Source organism: Rhizobium sp. M10 (genome assembly GCF_002531955.1).
Taxonomy (GTDB): Bacteria; Pseudomonadota; Alphaproteobacteria; order Rhizobiales; family Rhizobiaceae; genus Rhizobium; species Rhizobium etli_C.
In genome coordinates this window covers 25,741-49,715 of sequence record NZ_NWTA01000028.1, presented here as the reverse complement: position 1 = coordinate 49,715, position 23,975 = coordinate 25,741, and the positions used below count along the sequence as shown (strand labels likewise).

Below are 23,975 nucleotides of genomic sequence, written 5' to 3'. Positions count from 1 at the left end.
CGGACCGAAGGGCCGATGCCGCTTTTCTGGTTGCACGGTAGCGCATTTTACTGTTTTATTCTAGTTAGTATAATCGCCCCTTCGACATCAAAGCAGAAAAGGAACCAGGAATGGCGACAAAATCATCGATTTCCGATCTCGACGCCCAGATCGAAAAGCTGCGCGAACGCAAACGATTGTTGATAGTTAAATCGGCCGAGCGGTTTGCCCGCGCCGCGACCAGAACCGGGCTGGCGGAGATGGAGATCGCCGACGAGGAGATCGATCGGATCATCGAGGAAATCGCCGCGCGATTTCGGAAGGGGGAAAGGAAAGGCGCCGCTGGCCCCACTCCTCAAACGCGTCGACCAGCAGATAGCGGCGCTGGAGCGCAGGGGCAGGTTCCAAATGACGGCTGACCGCAAGCGCGACACGCGCGAAAAGATCCTGCTCGGCGGGATCGTCGTCAAAGCCGGGCTATCGAAGGCGGATCGGGCGTTCCTGCTCGGCGGCCTCATAGAAATGGCAAGGCTCGTCCCAGGCTCCATCGAGCATCGGCGGCTGCGCGATATCGGCGAAGAGGCTTTCAAGGTCTCCTCTCTGAGGAACGGTTCATCGCATCTCGAGGAGAAAGTAAGATGGGCCTAAGAGGGAAACCGCATCCGAGCCTGTTACTCGTTTTGGTACCGATCGCCGTCACCACGATCACAATCTACATTGTTGGCTGGCGATGGCCGGGACTCGCCGCCGGCATGTCCGGGAAGATAGAACACTGGTTCCTGCGCGCAGCACCTGTGCCGCCTCTACTGTTCGGACCTCTTGCCGGACTTCTGACAGTTTGGGCCTTGCCGCTGCATCGGCGAAGGCCGGTCGCCATGGCAAGCCTTTTGTATTTTCTCGGTGTTGCCGCGTTCTATGCGCTGCGCGAATTCGGCCGGCTTGCACCTGCTGTGCAGGCCGAAGTGATCACATGGGATCGAGCGCTGTCCTATCTTGATATGGTCGCAGTCATCGCCGCCGTCGCCGGCTTCATGGCAGTGGCGATGTCGGCCCGCATCTCCGTCGTCGTCCCAGATGAAATAAAACGTGCCCGGCGTGGAATATTTGGAGATGCCGATTGGCTGCCCATGACGGCAGCAGGAAAACTGTTTCCGCCGGAAGGGGAAATCGTCGTCGGTGAGCGCTATCGGGTCGACAAGGAAATCGTCCATGCGCTTCCCTTCGATGCAAACGATCGTAGCACCTGGGGACAGGGCGGGAAGGCGCCATTGCTCACCTACAGACAGGACTTCGATTCCACCCATATGCTGTTTTTCGCGGGATCGGGCGGATACAAGACCACCAGCAACGTCGTCCCGACGGCGCTGCGCTATAGCGGGCCGTTGATCTGCCTCGATCCCTCCACCGAGGTCGCACCAATGGTGGCCGGACACCGAGCCCGCGCCCTCAAGCGCGAGGTCATGGTGCTCGATCCGACGAACCCGATCATGGGCTTCAACGTGCTCGACGGGATCGAAGCATCCAAGCAAAAGGAAGAGGACATCGTCGGCATTGCCCATATGCTGCTGTCGGAAAGCCTTCGCTTCGAAATCTCGACGGGATCCTACTTCCAGAACCAGGCGCACAACCTCCTGACCGGTCTGCTCGCCCATGTGATGCTCTCGCCCGAATATGAGGGCCGGCGAAGCTTGCGCAGTCTCCGCCAGATCGTTTCCGAACCGGAGCCCTCGGTGCTCGCTATGCTGCGCGACATTCAGGAGCATTCCGGTTCGGCCTTCATCCGCGAAACGCTCGGCGTCTTCACCAACATGACCGAGCAGACGTTTTCGGGCGTCTATTCCACAGCATCGAAGGATACCCAGTGGCTGTCGCTCGACAGCTATGCCGCGCTCGTCTGCGGCAATGCCTTCAAATCGAGTGATATCGTTTCGGGCAAGAAGGACGTCTTCCTCAACATCTCCGCATCGATCCTGCGCTCCTATCCGGGCATCGCTCGTGTGATCATCGGCTCGCTCATCAACGCCATGGTGCAGGCCGACGGCGCCTTCCAGCGCCGGGCGCTGTTCATGCTCGATGAGGTCGATCTGCTCGGCTACATGAGGGTGCTCGAGGAGGCGCGCGACCGCGGCCGCAAGTACGGCATCTCGATGATGTTGATGTACCAGTCGGTCGGGCAGTTGGAGCGGCATTTCGGGAAGGATGGCGCGACGTCATGGATCGATGGCTGCGCTTTCGCCTCTTACGCAGCGATCAAGGCGCTCGACACGGCGCGCAACGTCTCTGCGCAATGTGGCGAGATGACGGTGGAAGTGAAGGGCAGTTCCCGCAACATCGGCTGGGACACGAAGAACAATGCATCCAGGAGATCCGAGAACGTCAACTTCCAGCGCCGGCCGCTGATCATGCCGCACGAGATCACCCAGTCGATGAGGAAGGACGAGCAGATCATCATCGTCCAGGGGCATAGTCCGATCCGCTGCGGCCGGGCGATCTACTTCCGGCGAAAGGAGATGGATCAGGCAGCTAAGGTCAATCGTTTCGTCAAACCGGTGCTATGATCGTGGTTTTATGAGCGGCCCACCTCGTCCTCGCCGGCATAGGCGTCGACGGCGTTTTCGAGTTCGGCAAAAAGCTCGTCGGGCATCGTTTCGATAGTGCCGACGGTGCGTCGGTCTGCCTGCCTGATCAGTTGCTGATAATCTTCGATATTGAGGAGAACCAGCCGGGGTTTGTTCCGCTGGGTGATCGTCACCGGATGGCGCAGCGCCTCGACGATGATGTCGCCGGATTTACGTGAGAGGTCACTGGTTGAATACGTCCCGCTTGGCTTCGGCATATGGGCTTCCTTGTTGCTATCGCTGGGATTTACAGCATTTACAACATTACTGTGATTGTTGTGAAACTTCGCAGCCGTCCTTCCTCGGCTCACTTGAGGGCCATCGGCAACTGAGAGGCAACCTCGTCTGTCGCCTCTCAATATGTGAGATGGTGCTGCTACCACCATGACCAAACGGCGCGCCCCGCATAGACCGGGATGCGAGTTGCCAACGTGATATCCTTGATGATCGGCGCCAGCGAGCCGAGTTCGTCCGCAATCAGCGCAACGAGCTCAGGATAGTTGATATCGACGCCAGTGTCGTCGGCAGCCCAAGCGCTCATCCAATCGCCGCCGTTGACGCGGAATTCACGCGTGTCGTAATCAAATTCGAGTTCGTCCAGCAGATTGATAGTGAAGCGCCCGAAAATCTCGATCTCGCCCTCCAGCTGATATTCGGCGAATTCATCCTCCCCGATGAGAACACTTCTTTCCAATTCCATGATGACGCGGATCCGATCGATTGCCGCGTCGAGCCCCTCAACCAGGCGATCGTGAAGCTCTCGTGAAAAATCGCTGTCGCAGCCGAAGCGGTTTGCCAGGACGACGAGCCGGAAGCCGGCAAGCTTGGTGTAGAGCATGAGGTTCTGATCGGTTGTCACAATGTGATTTCCTTCATCTTGATGACGGAGATCGGCCACTCTGTTGCAAAGAGGGGTCAAGGACCGCGGAACGCGGCTCGCAAGCGGGGGAACCGATTTTTCCAGAGCGCAGTGAAACGCAGCAGCGGAAAAATTGGGGGAGACGCGCCGTCCTTGACGCCGGATTTGCTGGAGTAAAATTGGACGTCAGAGAGAGAAGAGACCCGCGGACCCGAAGGGGACGCGACCGTTTCCGGCGTGAGCCGGCAGCAGGTGTCGAGGATAGAACCCCGCCCTGCGGCTAGGCAATTCGCTCACGTCATTCCGCGAGAGGGGGCGTGACCGGAGGCGCAGACGGTGTTCGGGCTCCGTGAGCGGAGCGAATAGCACCCGGCAGGCGATTGGCCGGCTCGCCCAAATCCATGATCTTCGGCTTCGACGATCATCACAAAAATGAATCGGTGTGGGCCGATCGATTCATAAGTGTCGTTAGACGCAAAAGCTGGAAGAGGCGACTCTCCGTCATGCTCACTCAACCCTATCAGCTCTACATCGAACGCACGGACGCGACGAAAAACATGGCGCGCTTCTACGCGCTCGCAATCGAACCGACGTTGTTCGGCACACCTTGCCTGACGCGGCGATGGGGACGCATCGGAACGATCGGACAAGCCATGGTGCATCACTTCGACAGAGAGGAGGATGCAGTCCGTATGTTCCTCGAACTTCTCCGATCAAAACGGGCGCGCGGCTATAGGCCGAACACAAATGCCGGACGGGAACCCATGGTCCGGGCTGTCCGCGGAAGTCTTCCTGGTCCTTGCCGGTGATTATCGGCGTGAAGCGCAGCTTCGGGTCGACGCGCCGGTCGATCCGGCGCGCCGGCCCAGGCGAGGAGGCAAACGCCGCGCCTCAGAAGGGTGGCGCGGCGTCGATGGCGCCCTCCTGCTCGGCGATAGCCACCCTCAGTTCGGCCCGAGCGATCTCCAGCTCCGCTTCGATCTGGCGGCGCTCAGCCGGATCGGCGTTCCTGAGCTCGGCCCGCAGTTCCTCAACCTGAATTTCGAGTGCAATCGTCATCGTCGTCATCTCCTGAAATGTGAAAGATGACGCCCGGGGTCGTGAGGATCGGGCCGGGTCAAGGATCGCGTCAGCGACCGGCGGAGCCGGCGAGCGGAGGAACCGATTTTCTGACGGTGCCCTTCAGGGCGCCGGCTGAAAATTGGAGGGGCCGCGAAGTCCTTGAGGCGGCACGAGCCTCACGGCAGACTTCAAGTATCTGGGCAGACAGGGTCCTTGGTCTCGTGTGGCACGACAGGAGGATTGAAAGCGGGCTCGATGCCCGCTTTCAATCCCGCTATTGCGCGCAAAACTTGAGATACGACGAAGCCGGCCCCGATTGCTCGGGGCCGCTCGCTTTGTTCTTCAGTTCGGGCTGTTCCAGAGGATCACCTTCTTGCTCGGATCGCCGCCGGGTGCCGGTGCGAGATTGCCGAAGATCACACCGATCTCGGGGGCCTCAAGCTTCACTGAGAGGTATTCCTCGCCGGTCTGCCGCGCGATGCGGTTCCAGGCGGCGCCGATCTCGAAGCCCGTCTTGCGGTGAATGACGCGGTAGTCGGGCGCTTCTTCGCTTGCCTTGCTGGCATTTGGGACGATGGCGATCGGGGCGTTGACCCGGATCGTGGCGAAGACGCCTTCGAGGATGCCGTCGGTCTTCTGCGTGAGCGTTGCGATCGTGGTGGCCATGGTTGTTGTCTCCGGTTGCTCGGGACCATTCCCGATGGCGCACGAAGAGACGGCCGACCTGCTGCGGTCAGCTCGCCTGAAAATTTTGCAAAATTCTATTTTCCACCAGGACAAGCGAACCGAAATCGAATTTTGCAAAAATTTCGGGCGAGTCTTACCCCTTCAGGGGTTGGCCGCAAAAGCAGGCGGTCGTCTATATGAGCGACATAAAACGGGAATGGTTCGGGGCAATCGAAGGCTGCGACAAACCATCATGGCCCCCTGGTCCAAGCACTGGGGGATATTGCCGCGCACTCCACGGACGCTTCGCCCGCATGTCGATCAACATAATCCCTCGCCCACTCCCGGCTGCGGCAGGCTGTGAGCACCTCGATAGCATTTCTGCTGATCGGCGAGGTCGCCGCGGCACCGCATTGCCGTCTGCAGACCGTGCTCCAATCCCGGGTGAAGCTGTTCACGCGGGTGTCGAATGAGTGATCTTCCCCAAACGTGCCCGCTCCCAAGCACCTGAGCCGCCGATGGGTCGCCAGGTACATCGCCATTGGCAAACACGCACCCGGAACAATCTGAGCCGGCTTCATCCGCGGAGCCAAGCTCGGTGAGATCACAAGGCAACAGGATCGGAGCAAGTCACAAACGGAATGCCATAAAGCGCGACATTTTGATCGTCCGAAACCAAATACGCTCCCTCCGCCACGGCTTGCGCCATGAGCAGATGATCGAAAGGATCGCGGTGATGAAGTGGAAGAGCAGCGAGAGCGATAAGATGCGCGTCCGAGATATCCAGCCGGTCGAAACCTTGATCCGGCAAAATCGCAACAATCTCTTCGATATCGGCATCAAGTTTGCCGATGCGCAGCTTCACAGTGATTTCCCAAAGGGAGACAGCACTGACGAGGACATCATTCTCGGGATCGCCGATAAGGCGACGCGCATGGTTCCCTAGCTTCTCGTCGTCGTTCAGCCACCACAGCAAGGCATGTGTATCGAGCAGCAGCCTCACGTCCCGTCTTCCATGGACTTCAGAACATCCGCCGGCAGACCATCGAAGTCATCGGCAACTTTGATCTTTCCGCGCAACGCGCCTGGTTTCCGCATGACGACGCCGGCTGACGGCGGGCCGATTTCGGCGACAACCTTGTGATGGGACGTCAGGACGAACCGCTGGCCGTCTTCGACCTGCTTGAGGAAAGACGTCAGGTTGCCGCGAAATTCCCGCACGCCGACACGGCGGGGAGATGGTATCTGCTGCCGAGATTGGGTCATGGCGAAGCTCCGTTTCAACGGCAAATGTGTACACAATTTTTACGAAATGCAAGCATCTCCTTCAGCCGTATGGACAGATGGCGCTTACGCGCCATCTCCCGCCGCTTGCCAAACGGAGATGCCAAGTCGGCGAGCCTTGTCGGCCAGATTGCCGGTAATGCCGGAGCCGGGGAAGATGACGACGCCAGCCGGCATGACCGAGAGCATGTCGTCATTGCGGCGGGAAGCCAGGGGAAGAAACCTGAGCGACCCGCTGAAGGCCCGCCCGCCGCATGGTAAGGGTCGCCTCTCGGCAGGCCCGCGGGGCGGGCGCCTACCCGTGCGGCGACCGGCAGAGACCGGCCATCCTGTAGGCCCTCACGCCCTCACCTTCCCCGTCCGGCTCGATCATGCGGGCAGAAAGGCCAGAGCGTTTTCCAGAACGAGCTGCGCCCTGAGATTAGCGATGAGCCGTTCCGGGCTGAGCCGGCGCAGATCCTCGTTGAAGTCGCCGAGCTCCGGGGCAAGCACTAGCGGCAGGATCCCCAGCGCCTGGGCGCGGCAGCTCAATCCCTCGATACGTGCCGGCCGGCCGCATCGACGTCAGCTGCGATGTAGAGACGCCGGCAGCCATCGGGCAGTCGGAAGGCGGCAAGGTGATTGGCGGTTCAGCGCCGGCCGGCTCGAAGGGCTGGGTAGCCCGCGATTAGAACTCACTTTATGCTGGCGCAGCCTCTACATTTTGACGGGCTGACGTCTAATCAACGCACCGTTGACTTCTAATTATCATGATCGTTAATTTTAATTTTTGGAGGCTGGAATGCACGTATCTTCTTTCCTGCCTATGGCGTTGAAATCGGCCCCAGCGGCCGTAACATTTACATACTAACTAATTTGCGCTAGTAAAGTCCGCGAAGCTCATGCTACGCCTTCCTTTTACGGCTCGATCAGCCTTTGGTCAGGCAAGGGAGGAACGACGTGCGACAGTTTTTGATCGGCAACCAGGCGTTCGACGACAGTTCTCCAGAGTTTCTGCCGCAGCTCGAACGCGCTTACGAACAGAAGCTCAGGCCATTTTGCCCGTGTCGGCAACCGCCGGTGCCGATGTACATTGCCCGGATGGATGGCCAATTCCTGATCAAACGCATGCCGCTCTCAGGCCGGCAGCATGATCCCGGCTGCTCGTCTTACGACCCGCCGTATGAGCTATCCGGCCTCGGGCCGTTGATCGGCAACGCCATCCAAATCGACGCGGCGACCGGTGCGGCAACGCTGAAACTCGATTTTTCGCTGTCGAAACGAGGGGGCCGATCGACGTCGACATCGCCTTCGGAGCCGTCGGAGACTGTGCGAAGCGAGCCCAAGAAGCTCTCGCTCAGGGCGATGCTCCATTATCTCTGGGACATGGGGGAGCTGACGGAATGGACCTCGCTATGGGCCGGGAAACGCGGCTGGGGGCGCGTGCGCAGCAGTCTGGTGAACGCGGCAAAGCAGATGATCGTCCGCGGCGGCCCTCTCAGCGATATCTTGTTTGTCCCGGAAGTGTTTCATCAGGACGACAAAGAGGGGATTTCAGCGCGGCGTGCGGCTATGTTGGCCGGTGCCCAGTTAACCGGTCCCGGTCCGCGGAAACTGATGATGACCGTCGGAGAGGTAAAGGAATTTTCCTCAGCGCGCGATGGCCAGAAGATGCTGGTGCGCCACCTGCCTTTCCCCTTCATGCTCGATGAGGGTGCGTGGAAACGGTTGAATGCCCGATATGAAACCGAACTGGAACTGTGGCGATCCAACGAGGGGTTTCATCTCATCGTCATCGCCACGTTCGGCATTTCGGGAGCGGGGATAGCTTCGGTCGAGGAAGTGGCGCTGATGGTGGTCAACGAGAACTGGATCCCGTTCGAAACCATCCATGAACAGCGTCTCCTGGAGCGGCTCTCAAGCCTGAAGCGAAGAAGCGTGAAAGGACTCCGGTTCGATCTTTCGCGCGACCAGCCGATTGCCTCCGTGATCTTACCGGAGGCAAAGCCAGCGCCGATCGCCATGTTCATCGTTCCGACGAAGGCCGACGAAGACTATGACGTTGCACTGAATGAGATGATCGCCGCGAGAGCCGAGATGACGCCGTGGATCTGGCGTGTGGCCGACGGCGAAATGCCGCGGCTGCCATGATCCACACCAGCCTCCTTGGTCAGCGACGTAGGCGCCCTAAAAGGAAGCCATCGCCCGGGCGATTTCGAATGCGTGAAGCTATATCCCGGTCAAATCGGCCCAGAGAACTCTCTGCCATTTCTGCATAGCTGCACTGCACAAAAAATGTTTTACCAAGCGGTCAAAATATGAGCATATTGTCTCCAGTTGATGCAGTCGATGGTTTTCCTCCCAGTGCCATCGTATCAGCTGTTCCCCTCTGGAGGTTATTGACCTTCACACCTTAAAGGGCCCTGGTTTTCCAGCGGCCCTATTTTTCTGCATAGTTGGTGAGGCGGCCCCTTTGCATTGCACGATCACATCGGAAGCGGAGCGCTTGCCGTTGGCGGTAACCCACGCTTCAAGTTGGCGGGTCGAGCTCGTTCGCCGCGCGCTCCTATGGCACCCGGAAATCGGAGATGGAAAGGGGAAGACATTTCAGTTATTGCAGTTATGAGCGACTTGCCCTATATTCATGGTCAGAGGTGTTCGCCATGACCAGCCATGTTCTTCAATTTACCAAGTTGTCTGATCGCGACCGCAAGGCCGTCGCGCCTATGCCAAATCTGGCGGAGGGCGACCAACTGGAACTACGGATTCGCCGTGAAGGTGGACAACTTCAAACCCTTTTTCTCCCTGCCTCGGCTCTCGCGCCTGTCGAGGCACTCCTCGATCATCTGTTGCGCGGTAAGCGCGTTGCCGTGCTCACGGAAGATCAGGAATTGAGTCCGACCGACGCCTCCACCATCCTCGGCATCTCACGTCCTCTCGTGGTGCTGCGCATGGATCGCGGCGATCTGCCCTTCCGCTATGTCGGCAAGCACCGCCGAGCCAAGTTGAAGGATGTTCTCGCGCTCAAGGCCAAGCTCGATGCTCGCCAGGAAAGCCTCGACGCGCTGGCCGAGGACACAGAGGATCTGATCGTCAATCATGGCCTCTAAGCCGCCTGTTGCGGTCTATGATGCCTGCGTCCTCTACCCTTTCCATTTGCGTAATGTCTTGGTCCAGTGTGCTTTCGACGGTCTCGTCGACGCACGCCGGACCGACGACATCCACGCCGAGTGGATTCGCAATCTGGCCATTCGGCTCACCCGAGATACCCTTCTGGAAGCGACCCGTGATCGGATCAAGGACGTTTTGCCCGATGCCGATGTCGGCAACCATCGAATTCTCATCCCCGACCTCTCGCTACCGGGTCCGGATGATCGTCATGGTTTGGCTGTAGCCATCGCCGGAAAGGCTTCTGTGATTGTCACGGGGAATCTCAAGGATTTCCCAGCCGCGGACCTTCGGCCTCATGGGGTGACCTGCGTATCGCCAGACAATTTCCTCGTGGGCCTCCATTCCACCTTTTCGAGCGCATTGATCGACAGCATCAGGCGCGCCCGTTTGAATTTACGCAAGACGGTGCCGGCGGTTCACGAATTCATTGATGCACTGGACCATCAGGGGCTCCGCGCGTTTTCAGTGGTCCTGCATGACAAGGCCGCACAATTGGACTGACGGTCGAGACCGACAGAATTGTTAGAGGCCCGGACGCAACCCGTTAAGCTCGATCCGACGAAGAGCGGCCGAGGTCAGTCGCGACGTCTCGATAGTAGATCTCGCTCACCCGAAACCGGCCGTCGATCCGCTTGCATTGGATGATGATGTCGACCGCGATCGTCAGCATCTCGCGGATGTCGTGCCGTTCGAGGTCCCCACCACCCTCCGACTCCTTGACCAGCAAAGTCAGCTGCTCAAAAGCGAGGCGGGCCGAGTCGGCATGGACCGTGGTGATGGAGCCAGGATGGCCGGAGTTGACATTGCGGATGTAGTAGAATGCCGTCCCGTCCCGCAGCTCCTGCAGCAAAATGCGGTCGGGCCGCATGCGCAGGCAGGATTCGAGCAGGTCCTTCGCGCCGACCTTGGCGAGCCCCTGCCCGCCTTTGGAGTAAAGGAGCCGAACATGGTTGGGCTGCGGGACCACCAGCTCGGGAGTGTCTTCGATCGAAATAATCCGCTCGCTTTGCGGAATGTGGCGGATCAGCGCTTTCGATAGAGTTGTTTTTCCCGACCCGGTGGCGCCGGAGATGATGATGTTCTTTCTTGCAAACACCGCCTCCCGGAGAAACGCCTTGTAGGCACCGATGCGATAGTATTCCAACAGCCTATGGTCTGATCGTCGCCCGTCGTCTTGGGCCGGCACAACATCGGCGAACAATCCCCCATGATCGAGATCCTCCAGGGTCAACGACACGGAGGATGGCTTACGGATGGTGATGCTGACGGTTCCCTTCGTCGTTGCCGGCGGGATGACGATCTGAATTCGCTCATCATCCGGCAAGGTCGCCGACAGGATCGGTCGCGTCTCGTCGATCGACTGATTGGAGAAGCTCGCGACCGAGCGGGCGAGACGCATCAACCTGTCGAAAGAGAGTTCGGGCATCTCATAAGTCTGCCATCCCTCCCTACCCTCCGTGACGACCTGCCCCGGCCGGTTGACGATGACCTCATAGAGCGTCTTGTCGCGCAGGAAGCGTGATAGCGGCGAAAGCAGTTCTCGCACGACGCCGGAGTCGGCAGCTTCAGTCATTGCCGAACCTATTTTGTCACGAGCTTCGAGGAGGGGCCGAAATCCCCAAGCACGGCGCGGTCATAGACGCGATTGCGGGGCTCCGTCACGCGAAGCCGATAGACGCTGGAGAAATCGAGATCGCGCGCCACGAAGATCGAAACGAGCTCGCCCTGATGTTTCATGAGCGTCGGCGGAATGTTGATCGACTGCTCGACGGCGATCGCCGCTGCCTGCTGACCGGCGCTGGCGGTGTTTTGCGCGTTGACATCACCGTCCTGCAGCCGGCTGCTTGCGTAGGAGCTGGCATCGCCGACAATCGACAGGAGCATTGCGCTGCCAAACCGCTCCCACCAATGGGTGTCGACATAGCCGTCGATGCCGGCGCGGCCGAGCGCATCGGTTGCAGGCGACGCCAAAGTGATGATCACGCCTTTCGGTGTCTTCGCCCGGCTCCAGAGGACGAACAGACGCTTTTGTCCACGCCGAATTCCGCCGCGATATTCACCGACAATCTGCGTGCCTTTTTCCATCAGCACAACGCGGCCGTTATCTGAAAGAACGTCCCGGTTGATGACGCAGCTCGTGAACCCCGGCTGATCGGAGGAGAGCGCGGTCTCGAGAACGCAGGGAATGGATGTCCCCATGGCGACGATGAAATCACGATTGCCCAACGTGCCGGCACGCGATCCCTGCAGTTGCGTCGGCGTCAGCAAGCGGTTGAAGTGCTGGTCCTCGTTTTCGCCCTGCGAGCCGAGGTCTGCTTGATTGTTGCCGAGCGGCACATAATTCGAGGCCTGATCCGACGCCTCGCCCTGATCCTGCCGCCGCGTTGCCGGCGATTTCTCGCCGCCATAGGCGATGACCGGCGCACGGCGGGCCGCATCGAGCAGCTTGTCGCCGTCGGTCGGCGCCTGCTCGGCGGCGACAGGCGTCGGGAGCTGGACCTGCGGCGGTGTCGCCACCGGCTGTGGCTCCTTCGCCGGTTCGAAATCCGATGTCTGCCGGATGACAACGCGCTGCTGCTCGGCACCGTCTGACGGCTTGTCCTGCCCTCGCATCGACCAGAGAGCGAACGCGACAAAGACGACGATCGCCAAGGCGACAGCGCCGCGTTTGAGGATCGGGTTATTGTCGAGCCGGCCGCCGGCCGACGTCTCGGCGCGCTCGCCCGGAATCTGGGTAATCTCTTCCTCGGCCATGTTACCTCCTATTGCGCCGCGCCGGGCGGCACTTTGACGACGCGCTCGACCGATGGTGACGTCGTGTTGGTCTCGGGATTGGTGCCGACGCGATCGTAGGCTTCGTTGAAGACGCAAAGCACGTCGCCGCCACGGCGCAGTATGAACTTGCGGCTGATCGCGTGAACGAGGACGAGATTGCCGTCGACTGACTTCGGAACCAGGCTTTCGCTGCCGTCGGAGTTTTCCATATAGATCGCCGGCATTTCCTGGTTGCCGGCAAAGGCGAAGGTGGTGACCTTGCCGTTGTCATAGACCGCTTGCGGTTCGAGCGCCTGGGACCCTTGCGCCGAATAACGCCAGTTGCGCGGTCCATAAGCTTCGTGAAGGGCAAGCACGCGATCTGCCTCGCCGGCCTGTGCCGCCTGCGCGCGCGCAGCTGCTTCCTGCCGGCGCCGCTCCGCCTCATCAGCGGGATAGCGGTATTTTACATAGAAATAGGTGTTCTGACCGGCTTCGACGCTGCCGTCGCGGACGGTGAGTTCCATCTGATAGCTGCGGGTCGAGCCGTCCCGTCGTGTCGTCACGACCGAGATATTCGTCACCGGCTGATTTTCCCTGGGCTTCAGGAACAGGATGTTGCCGGCCGGCGCCACTTCCCAAGCAACGCTGTTGCCAAGCGCCACATGAGCGATTTCCTCGTCGGCGGCGAATTCGATTTGCACCGAAGACCGCAGCGTGCCGACGACTTTGGTGATGTTATAGGGCTGGTAGTCGACGAAACGGATGCGGCTGTCCTGCGCGGCGCCGCGCGGCGTCTCGAGGGCGAGCGCTGCAGACGAAAACCCGGTGGCCAGGATGAGCGGAAGGAGAAAGTGCGGTCTCAATTGATGGCCTCCGGATCGGCGCGATATTCGCTGACGACGAAGCCGAGCGGATTGGTCAGCCGGTCGGTCGAGGACATCGGAGCGTTGGCATAGGAGAAGGTCAGGGTCGCAACCCAGTGCGTGGTGCGCACCTCGTCACCGCGGGTCACGGTCCTCATATAGCGGACGGATGCCACATTGGCGTTGATCAGCGAGATGGAAACAATGTTGATCCGCGACGTGGCGCTGCGGCCATAAATGTTCTGCGGGGAATCGGGATTGCTGCCGCGGTAGACTGTGGCAAATCGAGTCTGCTCCGGCTGCGTCGATAGCAACGCGACAGTGCGAAAGTTCTCCTCGCCTTCACTCCAGACATAGCCTTCGCGGGCGCGGACATATTTGGCCGCGAAATATTTGGTGACGGCCTCGTCGTAGGTGCCGGCGGTGGATGTCAGCGCCGAGACCACATCGACGATGCCGGTGGAATTGTCGACCCGCACGACGAAGGGCTCGACGGTTTTCAAAGGCGTGAGGCCGGCAACAGCAAAGACTGAAACGGCAGCAAGGATGCTCGCGCAAACAGCGACGAACCAGGCAATGCGGGCGGAACGCTCGACCTGGATCATCCGGTCCTGATCGAACCGGCGGGCCTTGTCGAAGTAACTTTTGAGGTTATCCGTGGTCACCATGTCACTCGCCCTCGCATGGACGGTAGGAGCCCGCGACATCGAAATGCGCGAAAGCGGCCGGCGTAACTGAGGACGGCTCCTGCACATAGGCAGCGGCGTGACTGGTCGGCTCAGCGGGAACGGCCCGGGTCGCCGGCTGCTCGCCTCCACTGTCCTGCCATTGCCACATGGCGCGGTTCAACGGCCGGCGGGAATAACCATCACATTTGGGTAGCGGGTGGGACATCGAACCGCAGCCTACGAGACCGGCGGTCAGCAAAAACGACAAAACGATTCGGAGCATCCAAAAAACCTGTTCAATTGTCTGAAGCGTTGGTGACCGTCATTCGGTCCGGCCTGGAGTCAGGCGGCGGCCGACGGAACGCGCGCCGCGGCCGGCCGCTCTCACTGTGCGGGATGTCGCCCAGGCGAGCGTGCTTTCATGCGCATCGCGGGCGGCGCCGTAGCCGTAGGTGAGCGACGCCCCGCCCGCCGCAAGAGCCGAAGCAATGCCGGGCAGTTGGTAGAAGACGTAGAGGGCGGCAACGCAAATGGCGCAGAGCGCGATCGGCCGCATCAGCACGTCGCTATAGCTTTCGATCGCCGTAAACGTCGTATCGATGCAGGTGATCAGCAGCGAGCCGATGGCAACGACCAAGACCTGAAGGATGACGAAATTGACGAGCTGGCCGATCCAGGATTCCGTGAATCGGCGGGTCGACTGGAACATGGCGAGCGCGATGAAGATCGGACCTATTGCCAGCACGATGGCAAGCGCCAGCCGGGCATAGAGCGAAACTATATAACCGATCGCCGCGACAAGAAAGCTTGCGCCGATAACCAGTAGGCCGCCCACGCCGGTGACGATATCGATAGGCCAGGAGCCCCGCGACCATATCTCTTTGGCGCATTTCTGGCCCTTATCGAGCAGGCTGTCGAAGGTCGACGCGCTCGGCGCCGTGCCCGAATTCAGCGCCTGCGAGATTTCGCGCGGCAGCGCATCGAAAAAGATATTGGTGACGTAGGTCTGATAGTCGCCGGCGTTCCTCACCAGCATGACGATGATGGCGAGCTTCATCGCCCGGAAGGCGAATTCGAGGATCGGTTCCTGCACGGAGCCGCGCAGAACGAGATAACCGTAGAGCACGACATAGAGGGTGAGTGCCGCCGTCAGCGGGCCGCTGACCCAGCTGGCGATATTTGAGGTGCCGGAGGAAATGAAATTTTCGAGCGGTGTCTTGAACTGTCCGTCGACGAAGCTGAAGACCTGATACATCGTCAGCCTCCCAACGATTTGCCCATCCGCTCCAGCCGCAGCTTGCCGTCGGCTGCCTCGGCGTTGCGGCAATTGGGCGTATCGCGGAGTTCTCCGGGATTGTTACGGCATTCGCCGATAATCCTAGCGAGCAGAGCATCGTCCGCCATGAGCTCATCGACGGTGTAAATCTTATCCGCCTGTGGGGAGCAGGCCGCCAGTAAAAGCATGGCCGTGCCGGAAAGAAACCACCTCATTTGAGCGCCGCTCCCATCGTGTCCATGCGCTTGCGCCAGTCCTCGGCCTTGCGTTGGTCGTCGACCTGCACCTGGGCCTGCTGGACCATCTGCAGGCCCTGCATGCGCAGGACGTCGGTTTGCAGGAAGGCGGTCTCGGCCTGGAGGCGGGCCTGCAGATCGGCGATGTCCTTGGCGTCGGCAGCACTGGAGATTTTCTGGCGAAGCTCATCGATGCCGTCGATGCGCTTGGTCGCTGCATCGTAGATCTGCTGGCCGAGGCTCATCTGCCCGGCGTTCTGGTTCTGGATGCGCGACAACTCCTGCGCATAGAAATCGTCGGCATCGGTGCGATAGCTGGAGTTGTCCTGGCGGAATTTCGAAGCGGAACTGCCGAAGACGCCGCTGCCGGAACCTTTGAGCAGCCCCTCGATCGCGTTAAAGTCCTGTGGAAGCGCCTTGCGGATCGACGGATCGTTCAGCAGATTGGCGACGTCGGCCATGTTGGTGATCTTGTTCAGCGAGCCGTAGAGCTGCTGGGCCTGCTGGAGCTGCTGGTTCAAGGTGTCGAGCTGGGACTTCAGCTGCGTGATGCTCTCGATCTGCTTAGCGATCGATGTCTGATCGATGACGGGGATGCCTTGGGCCGATGCCAGCATCGCCGACGCCAAAAGAGCGGCCGATACAAACAACGGCCGCATCGTTCCTGTTCGGATCATGCTGTCTTCCTCCTCTGGTGAAACACGGCAAGCCAGTCCTCCCGTCCCTCGCCGATCTCCAATCGGATGGCATCGGCAAGCTCGACATTGGCCGTCCGGCCGGAGAGGATGGCGAGTTCGTCGTCGAAGCCGTTGAGGTTCAGCTCGGCGACGACGCTGTTGTGCCCCTGCTTGACGATGAAGCGGCGGCTCTCGACGGAGAGCTCGCGCGAGACGAGCTCGAATTCGCGCTCGGTCAGCTTGAAGCCGTCGACATAGTCGGCGCGGTCGCCGCGCGGGTTCGGAAGAAAGATCTGGGTCGGGCACTGCTCGATGATCGTGTGGGCGATCGGCGAGACGATGGCATCGCGCGGGCTCTGGGTCGCAAACAACATGAGACCGTTCTGCTTGCGGATCGTCTTGAGCTTGTTCTGGGCGAGATCACGAAAGCCTTCATCCTGCAGCGCCTTCCAGAACTCGTCGATGACAATGATGATGCGACGCCCGTCGATCAGCTGCTCGATGCGATAGAACAGGTAGGCCATCAACGGGGTGCGGATCTCCTCATTGTCGAGGAAATCGGTCATGTCGTAGCCGATGAACCTGGCGCCGATACCGATATCGTCAGCCTCGTTGTCGAAGACCCAACCAAGCGGCCCGCCCCTCTCCCACCGTCGCAGACGTGCGGCAATGCCCTCGGGATCGGTATTGTTGAGGAAGGTGCGCAGGGCGCCGATGGAGCGACGCTCCACCGGCAGGTCCGCCACCCCGTCGATCGCCGAGGTGATGTCGCGCAACTCGGTGATCGACAATTCGCCAGATCCGGATCGGACCAGCTTGGTGATCCAACCGGTTAGGAATACTTTGTTTTCCGCAGTGAATTCCAGTGCTTTCAACGGCGCGCAGCCGGTGGCGACACCATTCCTCAGCGGCAGATAAGTACCGCCGGCTGCGCGTACGAAGAGATCGGCGCCGCGGTCCTTGTCGAAGAAGACCATATGAGGATCGTGCTTTTCGAGCTGCGACAGCATGAAGTTCGACAGCACCGTCTTGCCCGCACCCGACGGGCCGCAGACGAAAGTGTTGCCGAGGTCGCCGTGGTGGAAATTGAAATAGAAGGGTGAGCCGGACGCGGTCTTGAGCATGGCGACGGCCGGTCCCCACTCGTTGCCGTCCTTCTTGCCCGCCGGATAGGAATGATAGGGCGCCAGGGCTGCGAAGTTGCGCGACGTGATCGCTCCCGAGCGCGCGCGATAGCGGAAATTGCCCGGCAATTGCGCCCACCAGGCGGCCTCGAGCCCGAGATCCTCGCGGGCGACGACCGCGCCGCCGCTGGTGAGATAGGCGCGCGCCTTCGCCATGTGATCGGTCAGCTCCTTGACCGAAGGCGCGAAGACGGCAAGCGCAAGGTGATGTTCCCCGAAAACGAAGCGATTGGATTCGAGATCGTCCATCGCCTCGCCGAGTTCCTCGATCTGCGAAGCCGCCTTGTCGCCGGCGCTGACCATCTGGTTCTGCTTGCGGCCCATGATCGTTCGGGCATCTGCCTTTGAGGTGAAGGCGAAGGACTGCGTCAGGATGAGCTCGAAAGGTGCGGTCAGGATAGCGTCGAGCATGCCGCTGCGCGTCGTCGCCGGATATTCCTTGAAGCCGAACATGCCGGCATAGCGGCTGTCGGCCTCGTGACGGATCTCGACGGTCTCACGCCCGAAAATGACCCGGTCGGAATAGATTGCCGAGGAAATTCGTCCCTCCGTCAATGGGATCGGCTCCCGCCGGCCGCCGACGATCTGGTGGAGCACTTCGCTCGGCTCGGAGAAAAGGATCCCGTCCTGTTCGTGGAGGGTGAGCAGCCGCGGCTCGAAGCGCTGCAGGCCGGCGACGACATCCGCCACGCGGTCACGCAGATGCTTCAGAGCCTGCCCGTCGAGCTCGGTATCGGATCGGCGGGCCTTGCGCAGCCGGGAGAGAAGCCTGGCCGCCTTTTCGGCAGGATCCCGGCCGGGATGCCAGACAAGGGTGAGGTAAAGATCGTTGCGAAACAGGTCTTCCCTCACCATGCGCTCGCGGTATCGCGCGTTCAGACCGTCGGAGAAGGGATTGGCGAAGCGTCCCTCGGGATAAGCATTGTCGCGGCGGCGCACCACATGCGTCCAGAGCGCCAGCCGCTCGTCAGCGATATTGCGATAGAGCGTGTTCAGGCTGCGGTGCAGGCCGTTGAGGTCCCTGACGTCTGATGTCTCGAAGGAAACGCCGTCGAGAGCGATCATCGTCATCAACGCTCGGGATTCGAGCGCAATGGTCGTCTCGTCGACATGCCTGACATAGGGGATGAAGGTTTCCGGCCCGAGCTCGCGCGACCGGAGCGTTGCAATGTTAGACAAAGCTGAGATCCCTTTCGTCATAACGTCGGATGAGCGCCAGGGGCGAGAGCGTGGCCCCGCCCCAATAGGCGGCATTGCGGGAGCGGCCGCGGGTTTCAATCCACGCAATCAGGATCCGAAACATGTTGTGGTCGTGTTTGACGAGCGCGCGAAACAGGACATGGAAGACGATCCCGACCAGCGCGTAGGCGATTGATCCCGCGGTGATGTAAAGGATGGTCGTCAGCATGATGTTGACGCCCATCGCCTCCATCGTCACGCCGGCGATCATTGCCGGGCGCGTGCAGGCGAGAAACAGCGTGTCGTCTTCGAGGATCGGAATGCTCGCCATGGCGCTCAATTCCCGACGATGGTGTTGACCAGTTCGGTGGCGCCAAAGATGCCGCCGATCCCGATAATCCAGAAGCCGGCCCGCCTCAAATCCATGTAGCCGAACATCCAGGCGATGCAGATGATGATGACGGCGATGACCGCCAGCAGACGGGCGATATTGCCTGTCAGCATGTCGACGATGTTCTGCAGCACGGTTTCGATGCCGGCGGCCTGGGCGAAAGCTGGCTCGACCAAGCAGATGACAATGGCGGCCGCCATGAGCGTGGATGCGGCAAGGGGGCGAAGACTGGCTTTGGAGATCATTCACTTTGCTCCGATCAATCATTCTGGAAAACGAGAACCGTGGATCGCCGCCCTGAGCTGAAAACATCCCAGGATGCGGCCTCAGCGGTTTGGGAGGATTGTTTCGCAAGCGCCGGCGGCGCCTCATCTTGCGTCGGCACGCCAGACCCGGCCTGGTCAGCGCGTTCGCCAATCGTGAGCGAGGCAAGCGTCGGCAATAACTGCTTTGCTTCCTGGCGTACCTGCTCGTCATATTTGACCATGGCGCCGAGGGATCGATCATCGCGGCCATAATAGGACTGGAGCATCACCCTTTCGGCCTGAGCCGGATCCCCCGCGCGTAATGCGGCGCGGTAGTATCCGTCGAGAAGCGTAGCCGTGGCCTTGAGGTTCATGCAGGGATCGAAGGCGTCGACGACGGATAGCTTCGGTTTTTGGAGCGCCTCGATGCCAATACCGCCAAGGCCGATCTGAATATCCTGGCGATCGGCAATCAGAGACGTGGCAACCTCGATCGCTTCGGCCTTCGATGCGGGTTGAGCGGCGAGTGGCGGGGCGCTGTTGATGCGGATGGCGAAGGGCTGAAACCGGCTCTCAAGGCTGACAATGCCGGCCAGCGTCTCGACCTGAACCATCGGCGCACAGGTTTGCGCGATTTCGACGAATGCAGCACCCATCGGTCAGTACCAAACGCGCTGTTTACCGGCGCCGTCGATGGTGACATCGACATAGTGCGGCTGCGATCGCACATTCGGGCGCGTTATCGGATAGCCCATGCACTGGCGGTGCCCGTCCACGCGCTGCCAATGTGGCGACAGGACCGAATTGTCCCGGGAAGCATAGTCGTTCCCATCCCAGCAGAGGCTGTTGCTGACCGGCTGCGGCGATGTCGACACGCAGCTTGCTTGCCGACCGCCGCGACCGCTATCAGTCGTGAGCTTGTACCCCGCATCGCAATAATAGGGTTCATAGACCGGCCGCGAACTCTGAAAACCGACGCCGCTACAGGTCGGGAATGAGTGGCCCTCGGCAAGCTCCCGCCACAGCTTCTGGATCGGCGGCCGGCATTCTGCATATTGCGTCGGCCCGCCGGGATTGGAAAGGCATAGGATAACCTGGCATCCCCAATCCTCGGCCCGCGCTTTACTGCCGAAAATAAGATAGGGTGGCGCAACGAAGCAGACCGTAAGCAGTGAATTCAGGAGAAGGCTTTTCATGAACAGGATCCTTCGAGACGATGGCGCCGTATCGCGTTTCGGGAGACCCAATCCGCCTGCCCGCATTCATACTGCCGTATATAACATAGTTAAATGACATGACAAGCGCGATTAAAACGCAATGGCACAACCTTGCCTTCTCGGGACTTATTCTCCATGAGATCCTCGACCATCCGCTGGAGGACGAGACCCCGCAGGCGAGGCTGAAGCAGATCGGCATGATGACGATCCTCTACACCATGACTCAGGCCCACCAGAAGCTAACACTCTCTAATATCATTGAGATTACCGAGCTAACACGCAGCGGTGTGAAGGAGACGGTCGACCTTTTGGTAAAGCGGGGAATGCTGGTGGAGACGATGGGGAAGAACTCCATGGGCCGCGGGACGGCGCGGCAATTCGAGATCTCTGAGGACCTCCTGAGCAAGCTGAGCTCTTTCCGCACCAGCCAGGAGGCGGGGTTAAACTGACTGATTTTCGGCTTTAATGGAGTGAGATGCGAATCATCTGGCAGTCCCGATCGTATGGTTGCCGGCAGCGATCCGGGGGCAACCCGCCCGCAGGCGGGTTCCACTCAAACAATGAAGAGTATCGGAGAAATCAGCATAGCGGCGCCGTCAGGCGGATTTCGGGAATTCTCGACACGCTAAGGGCGGAACAAGGGCAGCCGCAGGAGCCTCAGCATAGCGGCCGTCAGGGAGGCGGGACCGACTGCCCCCGCCCGTGCGTTCCCTATCTCCGTCGCCGCTCAGCATATGGAGCGCGTTGCGCACCGGCGAACTCGGCTGGAACATGACCTACCGGTGAGGGCGCCGATGGTTGGCTCTCCAGTGTCTATCCGGCATTACGCGCCAAGCGAAAACAGATTTCATGAACGGGTCCAACGCGTTTGGACGGAGAGATCGCTAATCCCAGGCAGGATCTGACGAAACAGGAAAGACGTTGTTTGCAGCTTTTATCCGACGGCGATAGTGACGGTGCTATCCATAGGAGACTGAAACTTATCCATTCAAACCGTCCGCCTCCATCTTTCCAATGCGCGCCAGCGGCTGCAGGCACCCGCTCGTGTTGAGGCCGCGGCCAAAGCTGTCAGCGCAAATTTATCAAAGCAATATTTTTTGCTAGTTCCAAATAGATCATCCGACGACCCGCTGTCATCAACGCTTCTCTCGATGCTACGCACGACGACTCGTTCGCGCGGGACATCGTTCTCGTTCGCCCTCGGCGGACGATGGCTTCCGCCATCGCGATGCTAAGGGAGGATCTGCCGGAGGAGGTTGTAAGCCTGCACAGTCGCGTGATTTTCAGCATCGACGGTCGAGGGGATGCGCTGGTTCTCACCACGGGCCGCATGACGACGCCGTCGGAATACTTCGCGCGTCACTTCAATATGCCGGTGAACACGCCCCACTAGCTGCGCGAGGTCAATGCCTGACGATTTTAGACGCCGGTTCGCGGGATAGGAGCTTCCGGCCGTCGGGTCGCGGCAGTGGGCGGCGTCCGGGTGGCGAAGAAGGAGACGGCTCACGCCGCCTCCTCCTCGTTGAGGTCCGGCTGCAAGTCATGCAGATAGTCGACCGCGCGCTGGGCATGAGCTGCCGCTGAAAAGATGGCACGCTTGTCGCTGCCGAGAACCTTGAGCCAGTCATCGAGATAGCTTGCATGGTCGGGGCGTGGTTCGAGCTCGGGGACGATACCAAGATCGGCGCAGAGAAAGCAGCTGCCGAGTTCGGCAATGAGCTCTTCGCGGGCGCGTTCGCTCCTGTCTTTCGCATAGCGGCTGAGATCCCGATCGAGCCTTCGCGGTGCAGCGGTCCAGTGCGTCATCTCGTGACTGAGAACGGCGACATAGGATGCATCGTCCCGGAAAGCGTCGAAGCACGGCATCTGGATGTAGTCACGGGCAGCAGCATAATAGGCCGCCGATCCTCCATGGCGGATCAGGGCGCCGGTATTGGCAAAGAAGCGGCCGGCAGCACCGATGCGGCTCATCCAATCCTGGTCAGGCGCGATGGAATGGGCAAGGCCATCAAGGCCGGTGATCTGGTCGGTGTTGAACACGGTGTAGGTTTTGAGGAAGGGGATGTCGCGTTCGATTTCGGCGCCTGTCTCCGTCGTCTCGGCGCGGATGAAAGAGCTGGCGAAGACGACGGTCGTGCCGGTTTCGCCCCTGCGGACGGCGCCGCCGAGCTCGATTGCCTGGCGAAACGTCATCCACCTTGGTGATGCAAAGCCGCGGGCGATGGCTTCAGACCAGAGGAGCAGAGCATTGATGCCGGTGTAGGGTTGGCCATTGTGGCGCAGTGGCCGGCTGACCTCGGCTGTCCAGCCTCCCGTCGTCCATGGCTTGGTCCATGGACGGACGCCCTGTTTGAGATCGGCGATGATCTTGGTGGTGATGCGGCGGTAGATATCGGATCGTTGATTGGATTGCTGCCTGTTCATCTCTGAACCTCCGTTCGAGGTCGCGGCCATCGCGACCTGCTACGGCGGTCCAAAAGCCAGGCTGCAAGTGCGGCCAGCACCCGCAGGGCCGCAACGAAGTGAAGGACGGCAAAGCCGTTGCGGGCAGCGCGAGCCTGGCAGGACCAAAAGCCGGGGCAGGACGGGATGCAGCAACACCACGGCGAGACAGGTTTGAAACCCAGGCAGAAATGAAAAATCCAGTCTATTACGCAAGGCGGGAGCGTCCGGGATGAATCGATGGACCCGAAGCGTGGCATCGACCTTGCGCGGCCGTTCCTCGTCGACGCAATGGAGAAGGTTAGCAACGAGAGTGCCATTTCGTCGAGGAAGCCAAGACCGCCGAGACCAAACTCGTAGTCTTCGCGCGCATGCAATTCGACCCGTACCTCAGCCCCTACTTCGTCGCCAACCAGGACAAGATGCGGGTAGAGTTCGAGGATCCGTATATCCTCATCCACGAAAAGAAGCTATCGAACCTGCAGTCCTTGCTGCCGGTAAGTTGAGGTCTGATGGAGCATTCCAATCGGCCGACCGCCTTCAGCAAATAGGCAGAACCATTACGAAATCACGGCGCAATCACTGGCGTTTTTTTTCCGCCACCCGTTCAAATGGCCGAAAGTTTCGAGTTGATCGAATTGAAGCTCCCGTGTTCGGGAAGTGGTGGGATCCGGGAACGTTTGGCAAGATTCAACGAACCACTGGCCGCCACGCCCAGAGAGGGTCATAGGGAATACGATGACAAGCGCGGACGCTCAGTCGTTCAGTCAGGTTGCGAGCACGTATCAGCTTGGGATCGGTATGACTCACATAGCGCCTCCAACTGATTTACGGCACTAGCCAAATCGTGAAGTTCCGATTTCAGCGATTGGATGATGTCGAAATGTCCGGAGCCATTCGAATTCGCAGTTGAACTTTTCAAATCCGCAGAATTTCTATTCGGATGGGGAAATGGGATGAGCTTTTGCACGGTTATGCTTTTGACGATATTGACTCAGAATAGTAGATTGTACTGGGCAAGTCTTTGCAATGGCAATCGAAAGCGAAAACACGTCAACGTATGTTTCGTCGCGCAATTCGGTACAGGGCCTGCATATTTCGGAACATCAAAGCACCTGAAGTTTTAAGTAATTCCTATTGGTCCGCGTTTTATCCAATCGCCCAGAGTAGTTTGGGCTTCCGTTGGATGAGTGCGGTATAAACAGCGCCGCAGGTGGCGTGG

General features: G+C 59.9%; 29 protein-coding genes and 2 pseudogenes. 10 read left to right on the top strand and 21 right to left on the bottom strand.

All coding sequences use genetic code 11. From position 1 onward, the window contains the following. Positions 1–110: 110 nt before the first annotated feature. From CO671_RS29075 to traG, 3 genes are read left to right on the top strand one after another with little or no spacing between them, the layout of a single operon-like run. Complete coding sequence (locus tag CO671_RS29075) at positions 111–398, top strand: TraC family protein (protein WP_012489501.1); 288 nt, start codon at positions 111–113, stop codon at positions 396–398. Then, positions 388–627 carry a conjugal transfer protein TraD gene (locus CO671_RS29070; protein ID WP_009983795.1) on the top strand — a complete coding sequence of 80 codons (240 nt, stop codon included), beginning with the start codon at positions 388–390 and terminating at the stop codon, positions 625–627. Before CO671_RS29075 ends, CO671_RS29070 begins: the two co-directional genes overlap by 11 nt. After that, the gene (gene traG / locus CO671_RS29065) at positions 618–2,537 is read left to right on the top strand and encodes a Ti-type conjugative transfer system protein TraG (RefSeq protein ID WP_097608817.1); all 1,920 of its coding nucleotides are present in this window, start codon (positions 618–620) and stop codon (positions 2,535–2,537) included. The genes CO671_RS29070 and traG overlap by 10 nt, the downstream gene beginning before the upstream one ends. An 8-nt stretch (positions 2,538–2,545) precedes the next feature. Here the strand turns inward: traG and CO671_RS29060 are convergent, their stop codons facing one another. Next, positions 2,546–2,815, bottom strand: a complete 270-nt coding sequence (locus CO671_RS29060; protein ID WP_009990963.1) for a type II toxin-antitoxin system prevent-host-death family antitoxin — start codon at positions 2,813–2,815, stop codon at positions 2,546–2,548. Between the two features lie 158 nt (positions 2,816–2,973). Continuing rightward, positions 2,974–3,456, bottom strand: a complete 483-nt coding sequence (locus CO671_RS29055) for a hypothetical protein (protein WP_010066437.1) — start codon at positions 3,454–3,456, stop codon at positions 2,974–2,976. 503 nt (positions 3,457–3,959) lie between these two features. Here CO671_RS29055 and CO671_RS29045 point away from each other — a divergent pair. After that, the gene (locus tag CO671_RS29045) at positions 3,960–4,265 is read left to right on the top strand and encodes a WGR domain-containing protein (RefSeq protein ID WP_012489498.1); all 306 of its coding nucleotides are present in this window, start codon (positions 3,960–3,962) and stop codon (positions 4,263–4,265) included. An 82-nt stretch (positions 4,266–4,347) separates the two neighbouring features. Here CO671_RS29045 and CO671_RS33895 read toward each other — a convergent pair whose 3' ends face one another. The 5 genes and pseudogenes from CO671_RS33895 to CO671_RS34325 form a co-directional block, all read right to left on the bottom strand. After that, positions 4,348–4,515, bottom strand: a complete 168-nt coding sequence (locus CO671_RS33895) for a hypothetical protein (protein WP_004676096.1) — start codon at positions 4,513–4,515, stop codon at positions 4,348–4,350. Between the two features lie 345 nt (positions 4,516–4,860). Then, the gene (locus CO671_RS29040) at positions 4,861–5,184 is read right to left on the bottom strand and encodes a DUF736 family protein (protein ID WP_004676095.1); all 324 of its coding nucleotides are present in this window, start codon (positions 5,182–5,184) and stop codon (positions 4,861–4,863) included. Between the two features lie 604 nt (positions 5,185–5,788). Then, positions 5,789–6,187, bottom strand: coding sequence for a type II toxin-antitoxin system VapC family toxin (locus CO671_RS29030; RefSeq protein ID WP_008536014.1), 399 nt, complete (start codon positions 6,185–6,187; stop codon positions 5,789–5,791). Continuing rightward, a complete protein-coding gene (locus CO671_RS29025) occupies positions 6,184–6,450 on the bottom strand; it encodes a hypothetical protein (RefSeq protein ID WP_004676093.1) in 267 nt (88 codons plus the stop codon). The genes CO671_RS29030 and CO671_RS29025 overlap by 4 nt, the downstream gene beginning before the upstream one ends. Before the next feature lie 387 nt (positions 6,451–6,837). Then, a pseudogene (locus tag CO671_RS34325) lies at positions 6,838–7,097 on the bottom strand (toprim domain-containing protein); the annotation flags it as partial. 310 nt (positions 7,098–7,407) lie between these two features. Between CO671_RS34325 and CO671_RS29015 the strand changes: the two are divergent. The 3 genes from CO671_RS29015 (at position 7,408) to CO671_RS29005 (ending at position 10,119) form a co-directional block, all read left to right on the top strand. Next, positions 7,408–8,598: a DUF1173 domain-containing protein gene (locus tag CO671_RS29015; RefSeq protein ID WP_097608816.1), complete on the top strand. Its 1,191-nt coding sequence runs from the start codon at positions 7,408–7,410 to the stop codon at positions 8,596–8,598. A 512-nt stretch (positions 8,599–9,110) separates the two neighbouring features. Further along, positions 9,111–9,557: a hypothetical protein gene (locus CO671_RS29010; protein ID WP_029875463.1), complete on the top strand. Its 447-nt coding sequence runs from the start codon at positions 9,111–9,113 to the stop codon at positions 9,555–9,557. Further along, on the top strand, positions 9,547–10,119 hold the full coding sequence (locus CO671_RS29005) for a PIN domain-containing protein (protein WP_010067915.1): 573 nt from the start codon (positions 9,547–9,549) through the stop codon (positions 10,117–10,119). The genes CO671_RS29010 and CO671_RS29005 overlap by 11 nt, the downstream gene beginning before the upstream one ends. A gap of 43 nt (positions 10,120–10,162) precedes the next feature. On the opposite strand, the gene virB11 is transcribed toward CO671_RS29005, so the two are convergent. Genes virB11 through CO671_RS28940 form a run of 13 tightly spaced genes read right to left on the bottom strand, consistent with a single transcriptional unit; the run spans position 10,163 to position 20,290 of the window. Beyond that, positions 10,163–11,191: a P-type DNA transfer ATPase VirB11 gene (virB11, locus tag CO671_RS29000; protein ID WP_012489491.1), complete on the bottom strand. Its 1,029-nt coding sequence runs from the start codon at positions 11,189–11,191 to the stop codon at positions 10,163–10,165. A gap of 8 nt (positions 11,192–11,199) precedes the next feature. Continuing rightward, on the bottom strand, positions 11,200–12,372 hold the full coding sequence (gene virB10 / locus CO671_RS28995; protein ID WP_012489490.1) for a type IV secretion system protein VirB10: 1,173 nt from the start codon (positions 12,370–12,372) through the stop codon (positions 11,200–11,202). An 8-nt stretch (positions 12,373–12,380) separates the two neighbouring features. After that, the gene (virB9, locus tag CO671_RS28990; protein ID WP_009996879.1) at positions 12,381–13,238 is read right to left on the bottom strand and encodes a P-type conjugative transfer protein VirB9; all 858 of its coding nucleotides are present in this window, start codon (positions 13,236–13,238) and stop codon (positions 12,381–12,383) included. Further along, on the bottom strand, positions 13,235–13,906 hold the full coding sequence (locus CO671_RS28985; RefSeq protein WP_029875461.1) for a virB8 family protein: 672 nt from the start codon (positions 13,904–13,906) through the stop codon (positions 13,235–13,237). Before CO671_RS28985 ends, virB9 begins: the two co-directional genes overlap by 4 nt. Position 13,907: 1 nt before the next feature. Further along, on the bottom strand, positions 13,908–14,189 hold the full coding sequence (locus CO671_RS34320) for a hypothetical protein (protein WP_012489488.1): 282 nt from the start codon (positions 14,187–14,189) through the stop codon (positions 13,908–13,910). A gap of 39 nt (positions 14,190–14,228) precedes the next feature. Next, positions 14,229–15,161 carry a type IV secretion system protein gene (locus tag CO671_RS28975; RefSeq protein ID WP_009996881.1) on the bottom strand — a complete coding sequence of 311 codons (933 nt, stop codon included), beginning with the start codon at positions 15,159–15,161 and terminating at the stop codon, positions 14,229–14,231. A 2-nt stretch (positions 15,162–15,163) separates the two neighbouring features. Further along, entirely contained in the window at positions 15,164–15,397 is a 234-nt protein-coding gene (locus CO671_RS28970; protein ID WP_009996882.1) for an EexN family lipoprotein, read from the bottom strand. Then, a complete protein-coding gene (virB5, locus tag CO671_RS28965) occupies positions 15,394–16,095 on the bottom strand; it encodes a P-type DNA transfer protein VirB5 (RefSeq protein WP_009996884.1) in 702 nt (233 codons plus the stop codon). Before virB5 ends, CO671_RS28970 begins: the two co-directional genes overlap by 4 nt. Continuing rightward, positions 16,092–18,458, bottom strand: a complete 2,367-nt coding sequence (locus tag CO671_RS28960) for a VirB4 family type IV secretion system protein (protein ID WP_029875460.1) — start codon at positions 18,456–18,458, stop codon at positions 16,092–16,094. Before CO671_RS28960 ends, virB5 begins: the two co-directional genes overlap by 4 nt. Beyond that, positions 18,451–18,789, bottom strand: coding sequence for a type IV secretion system protein VirB3 (locus CO671_RS28955; RefSeq protein WP_010068249.1), 339 nt, complete (start codon positions 18,787–18,789; stop codon positions 18,451–18,453). Before CO671_RS28955 ends, CO671_RS28960 begins: the two co-directional genes overlap by 8 nt. Before the next feature lie 5 nt (positions 18,790–18,794). Continuing rightward, the gene (locus tag CO671_RS28950) at positions 18,795–19,094 is read right to left on the bottom strand and encodes a TrbC/VirB2 family protein (protein WP_009991942.1); all 300 of its coding nucleotides are present in this window, start codon (positions 19,092–19,094) and stop codon (positions 18,795–18,797) included. A gap of 14 nt (positions 19,095–19,108) precedes the next feature. After that, positions 19,109–19,750 carry a transglycosylase SLT domain-containing protein gene (locus CO671_RS28945; RefSeq protein WP_097608815.1) on the bottom strand — a complete coding sequence of 214 codons (642 nt, stop codon included), beginning with the start codon at positions 19,748–19,750 and terminating at the stop codon, positions 19,109–19,111. 3 nt (positions 19,751–19,753) lie between these two features. Next, complete coding sequence (locus CO671_RS28940; protein ID WP_012489484.1) at positions 19,754–20,290, bottom strand: hypothetical protein; 537 nt, start codon at positions 20,288–20,290, stop codon at positions 19,754–19,756. A gap of 98 nt (positions 20,291–20,388) precedes the next feature. On the opposite strand from CO671_RS28940, the gene CO671_RS28935 reads away from it, so the two are divergent. Together CO671_RS28935 and CO671_RS28930 are read left to right on the top strand one after the other, a co-directional pair. Beyond that, positions 20,389–20,760 (top strand): hypothetical protein, encoded by a 372-nt coding sequence (locus CO671_RS28935; RefSeq protein WP_012489483.1) that lies wholly within the window; start codon positions 20,389–20,391, stop codon positions 20,758–20,760. A 761-nt stretch (positions 20,761–21,521) separates the two neighbouring features. Then, positions 21,522–21,704, top strand: coding sequence for a hypothetical protein (locus CO671_RS28930; RefSeq protein WP_009993909.1), 183 nt, complete (start codon positions 21,522–21,524; stop codon positions 21,702–21,704). Positions 21,705–21,814: 110 nt separating this feature from the next. Here CO671_RS28930 and CO671_RS28925 read toward each other — a convergent pair whose 3' ends face one another. Continuing rightward, positions 21,815–22,735: a zincin-like metallopeptidase domain-containing protein gene (locus tag CO671_RS28925; RefSeq protein ID WP_029875459.1), complete on the bottom strand. Its 921-nt coding sequence runs from the start codon at positions 22,733–22,735 to the stop codon at positions 21,815–21,817. A gap of 294 nt (positions 22,736–23,029) precedes the next feature. On the opposite strand from CO671_RS28925, the pseudogene groEL reads away from it, so the two are divergent. After that, positions 23,030–23,256, top strand: a pseudogene (gene groEL / locus CO671_RS34315) (chaperonin GroEL); the annotation flags it as partial. Positions 23,257–23,975 lie beyond the last annotated feature (719 nt).